11 protein-coding genes are annotated in these 12,753 nt (G+C 46.7%); 2 read left to right on the top strand and 9 right to left on the bottom strand.

Annotated elements, in window-relative coordinates; genetic code table 11:
• Positions 1-13 precede the first annotated feature (13 nt).
• Together pnp and rpsO are read right to left on the bottom strand one after the other, a co-directional pair.
• The gene (pnp, locus tag SEDOR53_RS0111205) at positions 14-2,179 is read right to left on the bottom strand and encodes a polyribonucleotide nucleotidyltransferase (RefSeq protein WP_026769806.1); all 2,166 of its coding nucleotides are present in this window, start codon (positions 2,177-2,179) and stop codon (positions 14-16) included.
• Between the two features lie 112 nt (positions 2,180-2,291).
• Complete coding sequence (rpsO, locus tag SEDOR53_RS0111200) at positions 2,292-2,564, bottom strand: 30S ribosomal protein S15 (protein WP_026769805.1); 273 nt, start codon at positions 2,562-2,564, stop codon at positions 2,292-2,294.
• A gap of 178 nt (positions 2,565-2,742) precedes the next feature.
• Here rpsO and SEDOR53_RS0111195 point away from each other — a divergent pair, with 178 nt between their 5' ends.
• The gene (locus SEDOR53_RS0111195; protein WP_026769804.1) at positions 2,743-3,645 is read left to right on the top strand and encodes a ribonuclease Z; all 903 of its coding nucleotides are present in this window, start codon (positions 2,743-2,745) and stop codon (positions 3,643-3,645) included.
• A 57-nt stretch (positions 3,646-3,702) separates the two neighbouring features.
• Here the strand turns inward: SEDOR53_RS0111195 and SEDOR53_RS0111190 are convergent, their stop codons facing one another.
• The 6 genes from SEDOR53_RS0111190 to SEDOR53_RS0111160 form a co-directional block, all read right to left on the bottom strand.
• Complete coding sequence (locus tag SEDOR53_RS0111190; protein WP_026769803.1) at positions 3,703-4,839, bottom strand: alpha/beta hydrolase; 1,137 nt, start codon at positions 4,837-4,839, stop codon at positions 3,703-3,705.
• A gap of 15 nt (positions 4,840-4,854) precedes the next feature.
• Positions 4,855-5,484, bottom strand: coding sequence for an outer membrane lipoprotein carrier protein LolA (locus SEDOR53_RS0111185; protein ID WP_026769802.1), 630 nt, complete (start codon positions 5,482-5,484; stop codon positions 4,855-4,857).
• Between the two features lie 114 nt (positions 5,485-5,598).
• Positions 5,599-8,130, bottom strand: a complete 2,532-nt coding sequence (locus SEDOR53_RS0111175) for a DNA translocase FtsK (protein WP_026769801.1) — start codon at positions 8,128-8,130, stop codon at positions 5,599-5,601.
• A gap of 74 nt (positions 8,131-8,204) precedes the next feature.
• The gene (locus SEDOR53_RS0111170) at positions 8,205-8,606 is read right to left on the bottom strand and encodes a DUF423 domain-containing protein (RefSeq protein WP_026769800.1); all 402 of its coding nucleotides are present in this window, start codon (positions 8,604-8,606) and stop codon (positions 8,205-8,207) included.
• Positions 8,599-9,105: a shikimate kinase gene (locus SEDOR53_RS0111165; protein ID WP_026774833.1), complete on the bottom strand. Its 507-nt coding sequence runs from the start codon at positions 9,103-9,105 to the stop codon at positions 8,599-8,601. Before SEDOR53_RS0111165 ends, SEDOR53_RS0111170 begins: the two co-directional genes overlap by 8 nt.
• 23 nt (positions 9,106-9,128) lie before the next feature.
• Positions 9,129-10,313: an acyl-CoA dehydrogenase family protein gene (locus SEDOR53_RS0111160; protein WP_026769798.1), complete on the bottom strand. Its 1,185-nt coding sequence runs from the start codon at positions 10,311-10,313 to the stop codon at positions 9,129-9,131.
• A 59-nt stretch (positions 10,314-10,372) separates the two neighbouring features.
• Here SEDOR53_RS0111160 and SEDOR53_RS17795 point away from each other — a divergent pair, with 59 nt between their 5' ends.
• On the top strand, positions 10,373-11,557 hold the full coding sequence (locus SEDOR53_RS17795; protein ID WP_037361104.1) for a cation:dicarboxylate symporter family transporter: 1,185 nt from the start codon (positions 10,373-10,375) through the stop codon (positions 11,555-11,557).
• Between the two features lie 5 nt (positions 11,558-11,562).
• On the opposite strand, the gene SEDOR53_RS0111150 is transcribed toward SEDOR53_RS17795, so the two are convergent.
• Entirely contained in the window at positions 11,563-12,735 is a 1,173-nt protein-coding gene (locus SEDOR53_RS0111150) for an exo-alpha-sialidase (RefSeq protein ID WP_026769797.1), read from the bottom strand.
• Positions 12,736-12,753 lie beyond the last annotated feature (18 nt).

Genomic DNA, 12,753 nt, shown 5'->3' with positions numbered 1-12,753 from the left:
ATTTTTAATTATCTTATTGTTCTCCTGCTTTGGCTTCTCCCTGGGGTTTTCCCTCGGGCCTGCCTTCAGGTTTGGGCATCAGTACTTTGCGGCTGAGCTTGAATTTTCCTGTTTTAGGGTCCAATCCTACCAGCTTCACTTTCACCATATCGCCTTCCTTGAACAGTCCGTCCATGCTTTCAAGGCGCTTCCAGCTGATCTCGCTGATGTGCAGCAGTCCTTGTTTGCCGGGCATGAATTCCACGAAAGCGCCGAATTCCTTGATGCCTTTTACTGGCCCTTCGTATACATCTCCTACCTGTGGCACGGCAGCAATGCCTCTTACCCAGGCTACGGCTTTGTCCAGTCCGCTCTTCTCCGGAGAGAAGATGCTCACTTCACCTGTATTGCCTACTTCTTCAATATTGATGGTAGTACCTGTTTCGCGCTGGATTTCCTGTATCACTTTACCACCCGGTCCTATCACGGCCCCGATGAATTCTTTGTCGATGATCAGTTTTACCATACGTGGCGCATGCGGTTTCACATCAGCCCTTGCAGCCGGTATACATTCGTACATGGCATCAAGTATATGTAAACGTCCCTTCCTGGCTTGCTCCAGCGCTTCGCGCATCACATCCATGCTCAGACCGTCTACCTTAATATCCATCTGTACGCCACAGATACCATCGCGGGTACCGGTTACTTTAAAGTCCATATCGCCCAGGTGATCTTCATCGCCCAGGATATCGGTCAGGATCGCATATTTCCCATCGTTACGGGTAATCAATCCCATTGCCACCCCACTCACATGTTTGGGAATAGGTACGCCAGCATCCATCAATGCCAGTGATCCGGCACAAACGGTAGCCATGGAAGAAGAGCCATTACTTTCCAGGATATCGCTTACTACGCGAACGGTGTAAGCATAGTCACCGGTAGGCATCATTTGTTTCAGCGAACGCATGGCCAGGTTGCCGTGACCTACTTCGCGGCGGCTCTGCCCGCGCATCATTTTCACTTCGCCTGTGCTGAAAGGAGGAAAATTATAATGCAGGTAGAATTTAGAATCAACCGATTTAGCTGCACTCTCTATCAGTAGATCATCCAAAGCAGTACCAAAAGTAACTGTTGTAAGTGATTGAGTCTCACCACGGGTAAACAAAGAAGAGCCATGCGGTGCGGGCAGGGGATCTACTTCCATTGCGAGCGGACGCACCTGGTCTAACTGACGGCCATCGAGACGGATTCGATCTTCTAAGATCATATTACGCACCACTTCCCATTTCAGGTCTTCGTAGTACTTTTTGGTCAGTTTCTTTTCCAGATCGGTTGCTTCTTCGCCCAGGCTGGCCATTAGTTCGTCTTTCAGCAGGCTATAGGCTTCAGAACGTTCGTGTTTACTAGAACCTTTTCGGGATATCTGGTATACTTTATCCTTGGCAAAAGCTTCCACTTTAGCTTTCAGGGCTTCATCCTCTTCCGGTTTTTTATAATCGCGTTTGGCGGTAATACCTTTTTTAGCCCGCAGTTCTTCCTGCGCTTTGATCTGGATGCGGATCGCATCGTGTGCCAATTCCAGCGCTTTTACCAAGTCAGCTTCAGAACATTCTTTGGCTTCCCCTTCCACCATCATCAGGTTTTTCTCGGTAGCGGCGATGATAAATTCCAGTTCTGCTGTTTCCAGCTGGCTTCGGGTGGGATTCACCACAAATTCGCCTTTAATGCGTGCAATACGCACTTCACTGATGATTTCTTTGATAGGTATATCCGAAACAGCCAGTGCAGCCGATGCTGCCAGGCAGGCCAGCGAATCGGGCATCACTTCGGCATCGCTTGATACGAGGCTGAGCAATACCTGCACATCGCAGAAATAATCTTCGGGGAAGAGGGGACGCAGCGCCCGGTCGATCAACCGGCTGGTCAATATTTCATAGTCATTCAGTCTTGCTTCGCGTTTAAAGAAAGAGCCAGGAATGCGACCAGCAGCCGCAAATTTTTCCTGGTAATCTACACTCAAGGGGAAGAAGTCCTGTCCTTCTCTCGGCTCCTTGTTGGCTACAACAGTAGCCAGGATAATACAATTGCCCTGGCGAACGGTTACAGCACCGTCGGCCTGGCGGGCCAGTTTGCCTGTTTCGATGAGCACCTCGCGGTTGCCTCCCAGGTCGAAACGCACACTGATTGGTTGTGATAACATAATGATGTTTTGTTAAGGAATGAAGTCTTATCAACGGGAGACCGATAAAAATAACTATTCCCAACCGCTTTAAAGACCAGTTGGGAATAGCCGATTTATCATGACTGAAAAATTATTTTCTCAGACCTAATTTCTCGATGAGCGCACGGTAACCCTGCAGGTTGTGCTTTTGCATGTATCCAAGCAAACGCTTACGCTGACCTACCATTTTCATCAGGCCACGTTGTGTGGAATGGTCTTTTTGGTTAGCTTGCAGATGATTGGAAATTTCAGTGATTCGTTCGGTCAGCAAAGCCACCTGTCCTTCGATAGAACCTGTATTGGTTGCTTTTCCACCGTACTCAGCAAAAATGCTTGCTTTTTTTTCTTTGGTTAAATAAGGCATCTCAAAATGTTTAAATAAGACTCCGAATGGTTTCTTTTCTTTTTTTATTCGGCGGCAAAGTTAGGAAGAATAATGTAAAATGGAGAATTTGCGGCAGTATTTTTAGATACAAAAGGAAAATTGTTTATTTGTAACCAGCTATATCATCGTATTTAATTCATTTTCAGACCATTCTCCTATGTTTGGCGTTACCATATTAGGCAATAATTCGGCTCTTCCAGCCTACGAGCGGCACCCTACCGCACAGGTGGTAACATTGAACGAGCAATTGTTCCTGATCGACTGCGGCGAAGGCACCCAAATGCAATTGGCCAGGTACAAGGTCAAGCGGGGCAAGATCAATCATATATTCATTTCGCATCTGCATGGTGACCATTATTTTGGCCTGCTCGGGCTCATCACCAGTATGGGCTTGCTGGGCAGGGAGCAGGACCTGCACATTTATGCGCCCCCTCCCCTGAAAGACATCATCAATCTGCAATTGGAAGTGGCTTCTACCGCATTGCCTTTCACGCTGCATTTTCATCCGCTGGAAAAAGAAGGAGTGCTGATCGATCATCCCAAATTTTCAGTTTCCTGTTTTGCTACCCGTCATCGTATACCTTGTTGGGGTTTTATCATACGCGAGAAAAAGAAACCGCGCAAGATCGATAAGGATAAAATAACGGCTTATCAAATTCCCGCTGCATATTATGAAAGGCTGAAAGAAGGACTCGATTATGAAACGAGATCAGGAGAGATAATCAAAAATGAATGGGTAACCCGGCCGGGTATTCCTCCAAAAAGTTATGCGTTCTGCGCAGATACCATTTACGATGAATCGATTGCCGATAAAACAAAAAATGTAAGCCTGCTTTACCACGAGACCACTTATCTGAAAGACCTGGAAGAAAGGGCGGCTGCACGTTATCACTCCACTACCCTGCAAGCCGCAGCTATTGCCCAAAAGGCCAATGCAAGCAAGTTGCTGATTGGCCATTTCAGCAGCAAATATGAAGCCCTGGAACCGTTTTTAGAAGAAACCATACAGGCATTTCCGAATACGCAGTTGGCGATTGAGGGAGTAACGTATTATGTCTGATTTCTGATTTGATCATTTCTGATTTAAGCTGAACAACTCGTATAATCAAATCCGAAATCAGAAATTCTCCTTCACGAGCCAGACGTAAAACGCAGCAAACTCTTGCCTCCAGTATTTTTCATTATGCTGTCCAAGCGGGTTCACTACATTTCGAATAACATAACGTTGTTTTTTCTGGAGTATATCCGATGCTTTCTGCATATCGCTGACCATGGTAGTACTTTCCTTGGCACCTGCATAAAAATAGAATTTAGGCATGGTAGGTGTGCTGAAATTTTCCAGATCGCTATAGATGGCCGGAGCGGTCCATAAAGCAGGTGAGAATACGCCGGCGCCGCCAAACACTGACGGATATTGCATCACCGCATACAGGCTGATCAATCCGCCCATGCTGCTGCCGGCTATGAAATTATGTTCAGACGCCTTCTGCGTTCTGTATTTACTGTCGATATAAGGCTTCAATGTATGCGCAAGAAAATCTACATAGCGCTTACCTTCTCCTGTTCCGAATTTATCATTGTCGTAGGGGTTGTATTCGGTCATGCGTCTCGTGCCGCCATGATCAATACCTACTACAATGCATTCTTTTCCTAATTGTTGCTGCAAAGTATCGAGACATTCATCTACACCCCATTCGCCAAAAGCAGCTGTTTGTTCATTGAACAGGTTTTGTCCGTCCTGCATATAAAGCACAGGGTAAGTTTTAGAGGAACTTGCATAGCCTTTGGGCAGGTATACCCAAACGCGTCTTTTTCTATCCAGTTGCGGAATGCTGAAAGCGGTGTCGAGTACACGCACTTGCGGACTCGCCGTGAATGGTTTGGGTCTTTCCGGATAATCATCTTTCCATCCGGCAACGGTAATTTCCAGCGTCACATCATTATTGACCTCCACGATCCTGTCGCTGATATCGCGTCCGTCGGCAGCGCATTCTACTTTATCGAAACTACCGCGGGTGCACTTGAATGCATAAGTACCGGCAGTAACATCTTTCACAACAATGCTCTTTCTGCCACCAGCATAAGGTTTCAACTTATAGTTTTCATCCTTGGGATTCCATCCGTTGAAATTACCCGCGATATAAATATCCTCCTGCTGGCGGGTGGCAACAGTACTGACAATTAATCGAACAGTATATTGGGCGTGCACTTGAGAGCCCGCAAGTGTCATGGCAAAGAACAACCATTTTTTCATCCGTAATCGTTTACTTTAGTCCAATATCTCTACGTCTTTGGGATATTTACCTTTGTTGAAAACAAAGAGGTTATCGGCCAGGTTAGCTGAAGTGTTGATCTTGGTAAAACTCACCTGCAAGGTATTATTGCTTTTATCCAGGATCACTGCTTTGGTAATGAGGCTCTTTGCTTTGTCTACATATACAGTTACTTTCTGGAAGTTTTTCCTGGCATCGAGGGGCCGCAATTCAATAACATGGAAATTGCCCTGGGCAGGCATGAGTTTGTATGAAAAATCTTTATCGTAAGCGCCGGATAATATTTTCTGAGGGGTCAGTGTTTGTCCGGGTTCTTCTGCTGCGGCTACTGTAACGGTCTTATTACCATCATAGTTATATGTTTTAGTGCCATCGCAGATCACTTCCATCCTTCCTTGCTTGAGCAGGTATTTTTGTCCCTTTACAGAAATTTGTCCTGTTTTGGTACCATTATCTTTCCCTTTACTGGTTAACTGGCGTATAGAAAAAGTAGTAACAATGCTTTTCAGGCTCCTCACTTTGGCGCTGACAGCATCGAGTACTTTTTTAGCGGCGGGGTCGTTCTGTGCAAATGACTGGCTGATAACAAATACCAAACTAAACAGGAAAAGACAATATTTCTTCATGCTATGCTTCAATTAATGGGCGCAAATATACAATTTCCCCATTGGAAGGATGGTTTGGGTAAAAAGAAGTTTAAATCAATCGGTGAACAGTGGATGATCGTCAGTGAACAGAGCTTATACCAATGAATCAAGGAATTCCTGCAATTCCATATCGGTTTTGAACAACACTTCGCGGGCTTTGCTTCCCTGGTTGGGGCCTACCACACCGGCGGCCTCCAACTGGTCCATGAGTCGGCCGGCCCGGTTGTAGCCCAGTTTCATGCGGCGTTGTATGAGCGAAGTAGATCCTACCTGGTTTTGCACGATCAGCCGCGCTGCATCTTCGAACAGCGGGTCACGGTCGTTGACATCAAAGTCTTTGCCTTCCAGGTCTTTTTCATCAATATATTCCGGTAACAGGAAAGCATGTGGATACCCTTTTTGTTCTCCAATGAACTCGCAAATATGCTCTACTTCAGGCGTATCAACGAACGCGCATTGCAAACGTGTGATCTCTCCGTTGTAGCTCACCAGCATATCTCCCTTACCAATCAATTGCTCAGCGCCTCCGGCATCGAGAATGGTACGGCTGTCGATTTTGCTCGATACTTTAAAAGCAATTCGCGCGGGGAAGTTGGCTTTGATGGTACCTGTAATGATATTCACCGAAGGCCTTTGCGTGGCGATGATCAGGTGTATACCCACTGCTCGCGCCAACTGCGCCAGTCGTGCGATCGGCATTTCCACTTCCTTACCTGCCGTCATGATCAGATCGGCAAACTCATCCACTACCAACACAATGAAAGGTAAATATTGATGGCCTTTTTCTGGATTGAGGCGGCGGGCCTGGAATTTATCGTTGTACTCCCTGATGTTCCTACAGCCTGCTTCTTTCAACAGATCGTAACGGTTATCCATTTCAATGCAAAGCGCATTGAGGGTATTGATCACTTTCTTGGTATCTGTGATAATGGATTCATCTTCTCCGGGCAATTTGGCCAGGAAATGTTTCTCAATGGTCCTGTACAGGCTCAATTCCACTTTCTTGGGGTCTACCAGCACGAACTTCAATTGTGAAGGATGTTTCTTATAGAGCAATGAAACCAGTATGGCATTGAGACCAACCGATTTACCTTGTCCCGTTGCACCAGCCATGAGCAGGTGGGGCATACTGGCCAGGTCTACGATGAAGAGATCGTTGTCGATCTTTTTACCGATGGCAATGGGCAGTGAAAATGAGCTGGACTGGAACTTATCACTGGCCAGTAATGTCTTCATGCTGACCACCGTTTTGCGAACATTGGGTACTTCAATACCAATGGTTCCTTTGCCAGGTATGGGTGCGATGATGCGGATACCCAGTGCAGCAAGACTCAATGCGATATCATCTTCCAGGTTCTTGATCCGGCTAATGCGTACGCCGGGAGCCGGAACGATCTCATACAAAGTAACGGTAGGGCCTACTGTAGCTGCTATGCGTTGGATGGCGATATCGTAATTCTTGAGTGTAGCGATGATCTGGTTCTTATTGGTTTCCAACTCTGCGGGGTCATGTACGATCTTTTCACTGCCATGCGTTTCCAACAATTCAAGTGAAGGGAACTTGTATCCTTTCAGATCAAGGGTAGCGTCGTATTTCGTGCCCAGTTTGCCCGGCGTTTCACTGATCGTCTCTCCGGATGCTTCGGGGGTTTCTTTGATCTCCAATTCCAATCCATCGTCTTCTGTTTCTTCTTCCTCTTCATAGACTTCTTCTTCCGATGCTTCCTCCTCATACTCCTCTTCCTCCATTGGCACTGCCGCTTCTTCCGGCATATCTGCCAAACTTTCTTTTTCCAACACTTCAAATTCGTTCATCGGGTTGTGGCTTTCCTGCGGCATGATCACTACAACGTCCTTCCCTTCTGCTTTCAACCGGTTATTGCTCAATGGTGATTCTTCGCCTGTATGCGCTTCTTCATCATTCCATTCTTTTAAAAACATTGCTTCATCGGCTGTTTCACTTGCATGAATATCCGGGTCGGTACCGGCAGCCGGTTTGCGTTTCCATTCGGGAATACGAAAAGTTGGATTGAACCGCCAGATAAAATAGCTGAATAAGGCTAACAGCAGCAAAAAACCTGTACCTACATTGCCGATCCATTTGATGAACCATTCATTCAATAATTCTCCTACAGCGCCTCCCCAGGAGAAGCTGCTGTTTCTCGCTACAAACGCAAAACCCATACTCAATACCAGTAAACCTGCGAGTACATATTTGAGGTTGCGTACCAGGTTGAATATTTTTTTTCCGAACAGGAGATTAACCCCCAACACAAAGAAGAAAGTACAAAAGAGATAGGATGCCAGTCCGAATCCTTTGTAAAAAAGCAGGTGCGCTACATAAGCCCCCAATACACCCAGGAGGTTGCTGACGTGCACGTCATCGGTAGCAAAAATTTTAATGCCAAAACGGTATACTTTATCCTGGTCTTCCTGCCAGGTGAAGAGATAGGAAGTGAATGCTACGAAAAGAAAGACTGTAAGCAAGAGGCTCACCGCTCCAATGATCTTGGCAGTACGTTCATCTTTCACCACTTCGGTAACAGTTACCTGTGTTTCCTTATCTGGAGTTAGTTGCTCCGGGCTGGGCGGTGATGGCGCTTTCTTTTTTAAACGGTTTGCCATGAAAACAAATATAAGCTAACGGCCAAAGCCCCGAAACGGATGCAGCCTTATGTGCAAAACTGGTGAACCGGTTTTCAGTTTTCCACTTTGTGCGCTTTTCGAAAGCCCAGCGCCAGGAAAATCCAGGCGGCGATGAATGCGAGTCCGCCGAGAGGTGTTATCGCCCCTATCCATTTCATCCCTGTCATTCCTGCGGCATCGAGCCAGGTCATAACATACAGTGGTCCGCTGAAGAGAATGATACCTGTTATGAATAAACGGCCGGCGGTATGGAAGTACGGTTGCGGGGTTTGTTTGATGCACAGACCTGTCAAAGCCAATGCAAAAACATGATAAAACTGGTAACGTACACCCGTTTCATACGCATTGAGCATTTGTTCTGTTACCATTGCTTTTAACGCATGGGCGCCGAAGGCGCCTAATGCTACGGCCAGGCAACCCAGCAAGGCCGCAGTAGTAAGAAAACCTTTATGCATAGATCCTCAGTATTTGAATAAACCCTTCTTCAGATATGTCTGAACCTTGCAGGTGACCTTTTGCCCGGTTGTAAAAAGACCTGCGCTCGGCCAGTTTATTTTCCAGGAACCGGCTCAGTTCCTTATCAGATAAGGAAGCGATCAATGGACGATGTGTTTTTTCCGGTAGTAATCTTTGCACCAGCACATCAACAGGTTCATCGATCCAGATGGTTATGCCCTGTTTATTCATCCAATCCATATTATCGTTGAAGCAGGGTGTTCCTCCACCTGTAGACAATACAAAACTTTTTTTCTCACCAAACCAGCGTAATATTTTCGATTCGGTCTTGCGGAAATGATCTTCTCCTTCTTCGGCAAACATTTCGGAAATGGTTTTCTCTTCATGTGCTTCCACCATCTGGTCAAGGTCGTAGCCACCGACTTTCAGTTTCTTCGACAATCGTTTTGTCCAGTAAGTTTTCCCCGTACCCATCAATCCTAACAAGAATATTTTCATTGGTTCATTTATTATACTCCGTATTATTTGAATGCGTTCAGTCCGGTTATATCCATACCGGTAATCAGCAAATGTACGTCGTGCGTGCCTTCATACGTGATTACACTTTCTATATTCATCATGTGCCGCATGATACTGTATTCGCCGGTAATGCCCATTCCCCCCAATACCTGCCGGGCTTCGCGGGCGATATCGGCGGCAATTTCGCAACTGTTGCGTTTGGCCATACTCACCTGCTGGGGAGTGGCTTTTCCTTCATCCATCAATACACCGAGGCGCCATACCAGCAGTTGGGCTTTGGTAATTTCGGTGATCATTTCGGCCAGTTTTTTCTGCTGTAACTGGAATCCGGCGATGGGCCTGTCAAACTGCACCCGTTCTTTGCCATAACGCAATGCGGTATCATAACAGTCCATGGCGGCTCCCAATGCCCCCCATGCAATGCCATAACGGGCTTTGGTGAGGCAACTGAGCGGTGCTTTCAATCCTTTTGCACCCGGTAATATGTTTTCTTTCGGAACCTTTACATGGTCGAACACCAATTCGCCGGTAGCGCTGGCCCGCAGGCTCCACTTGCCATGCGTGGTGGGCGTACTGAACCCTTCCATCCCTCTTTCTACGATCACACCCTGTATTTCCCCAACCTCATTTTTGGCCCACACCACGGCTACCTGCGCATAAGGCGCGTTACTGATCCACATTTTGGCGCCATTCAATACAACATGGTCACCGGCCTCCTTAAAATGTGTTGCCATGCTGGAGGGGTCGCTCCCATGATTGGGCTCTGTTAATCCGAAGCAGCCCAGCCATTCTCCGCTGGCCAGCCTGGGCAGGTATTTTTTCTTCTGAGCCTCACTTCCATAAGCGTAGATCGGGAACATCACCAGGCTTCCCTGTACACTGGCCGTACTGCGCACACCGCTGTCTCCGCGTTCCAATTCCTGCATCATCAAACCATAACTGATATAGTCCAATCCGCCGCCGCCATATTCCACCGGAATAGTTGGACCGAAACAGCCCAACTCCCCCATTTGCTTTACAATCTGCAAAGGGAATTCGGCGCGCTGGGCATACTCTTCGATGATGGGAGATATTTCTTTCCTGACATAAGTGCGTACCGCTTCGCGTATGTGTTTGTGTTCATCGGTAAGCAGATCGTCTACCATGTAATAATCGGGCGATTGGAACAGATCGGTTCTGGCAGCCATATCGTTATTGGTTTGCGTTCTGGCTGCAACCTAACAAAAATAAATTATCTTGACCGCAAATGTGGAAACAGATTACCCGACACCTGAGCTTTTATGTGCTTATTGCCATCATTGCCGGCATATTACTGGGGCATTACGCTCCTGCTACCGCAGTTAAAATGGAAATTATCGGCAAATCCTTTGTCGATATTATCAAATTGTTCATCGCACCCATTATTTTCCTGACCATTGTACAAGGCATCAGTGGCATGGGTAGCCTGAAAAAAGTAGGGCGTATCGGCATCAAATCGCTGGTGTATTTTGAAGTGGTAACTACCTTAGCCCTGGCCATCGGGATTGCAGTAGCACTCCTGATCAAACCGGGATTGCTCGATAAAACAGGGTTGCCCCTGCAGGATGCTTCCAAATATACCGGTGCCAGATCGGCCCATTTCAGTTGGATCGGCTTTTTTCAGTCGAACATCACTTTACAAGTTTTGCTGGCGGCCATTGTTACGGGCATTGTACTCAATTATTCGCGGTACCGGTCTGCCGCTCTCCGATTGTTGCAAACATTATCGCGATACGTTTTCGGCGCCCTCAAATATGTTATGTACCTCGCACCACTCGGCGCTTTCGGAGGTATAGCATTTACCATTGGTAAATTTGGCTTGAGCACATTGCTGCCCCTCATGAAACTGATGGCTTGTGTTTACCTGACCATGTTTTTGTTTGTAGCATTGGTATTGGGCAGCATCATGCGTTATTTTAAATTCAATATCTGGTCATTCCTTTCGTCCATCAAAGAAGAATTATTGCTCGTGTTGGGCACTTCATCTTCCGAAGCTGCGTTGCCTTCCATCATGCGTAAACTGGAAGATATGGGATGCAGCAAGCCTGTAGTAGGATTGGTGATACCAACAGGCTATTCCTTCAACCTCGACGGCACTTCCATTTACCTGTCCATGTCGGTTATTTTTCTGGCGCAGTTGTATAATGTACACCTCAGCGCCACTGAATTAATCATGATATTATTATTGCTGATGCTGACTTCCAAAGGCGCAGCCGGCGTTACCGGCAGTGGTTTTATTGTGCTTGCATCTACCTTAACGGCTGTTCACCGGATACCATTGGAAGGGTTGGCTTTCTTATTGGGTATCGACAAGTTTATGAGCGAGGCCAGGGCCATCACCAATATCATTGGCAACGGAGTGGCCACGCTTGTGATTGCGAAAACCGAAAAGGAATTCGTTTCAATGGAATGATGCCCTTACTTCCAATTGATCACTTTGAAAACAATGCTGCGGTAATTGTTCTTCTCATACATCACGCCTACTTCATGCCTGTTGAGTTTTACCAGGTCTGAATAAGCTGTATAGGCATCATGAGGAGCATCCTCTTTTTTGTCTACCAGGAAATTTTTGGTCCAGCTATGTCCTTCGTCATAACTGATGCGCAGTATCAGGTTGTTTCTTTCTTTGGTATCAGCCGGATTGCAGAATGCCAGTACATTTTTCCCCTTGTACCTGCCAATGTTGAGCAGGCTCGCTTCACAAACTGGATCGGGCAGGTTGGGATCGAAATACGTAGTATCCCAGGAAGCCCCCCCGTCGCTGCTGACAGAAACGATGCGTTCGCGAATATCGCCTTTTTGGTTACGGCTGTTCATCATCAATTTTCCTCCCGCCAGTTCTGCTGCCATCGATTCATTGCTGCCAGACAAACGCAGGCTGTTACCCAGTTGAAAAGTTTTGCCGTGATCATCTGTATAGTAGCCATGTGCAAAGTATTCGTTACCGTCTTTGCCGGGCGGGCCTACAGAATGGTTTGCTGGTACAAAGATGCGTCCTTTGTAAGGTCCTTCTGTCAACTGCATGGCATGTCCGGGTGTATTGGCATAATAACGCCAGTCTTCTTTGAAATGATATGCGGTATCTACATCCGGCTTATTGGGCCTGTGCACCTGTGCAGTGATCTTCACAGGTCTTGACCAGGTAAGTCCATCATCGACCGATGTTTTATAAATGCATTGTTTGATCCCCCTGCCTTCTTTGATTTCTTTTTCACTGGCATTGCCGGTGTTCATAAAAAGAAAGACCCTGCCATTAGGATAAACCGGGTCACTTATATCTACTACCGGTGCCGGGCCGCCTACCTGGAAAGATCCGTTGTCTGCAATGACACTGAGTGGCGACCAGCTTTTGCCATCATCGGTGCTTCTTTTCATTACAATATCTACATTGCCGTAATCTGCTGCGTTATTGATCCTTCCTTCGCAGAAAGCAAGCAATGTTCCATCCTTCAAACGAACGATGGCCGGTATGCGAAAGCTTTTATATCCTTCGGTACCTGATTGAAAAATGGGGATTTCTGTTGATTGCGCATAAGTATCAACAGCAAAACATAACAAGGCAAAGCATATTGCCAGGTTTATTTTTCTCATAGCATTGGGGGGTTGGGG

It is taken from the genome of Asinibacterium sp. OR53, assembly GCF_000515315.1.
Taxonomy (GTDB): domain Bacteria; phylum Bacteroidota; class Bacteroidia; order Chitinophagales; family Chitinophagaceae; genus Sediminibacterium.
The sequence above is the reverse complement of the archived record's forward strand: the minus strand, read 5'-3'. Positions and strand labels throughout refer to the sequence as shown.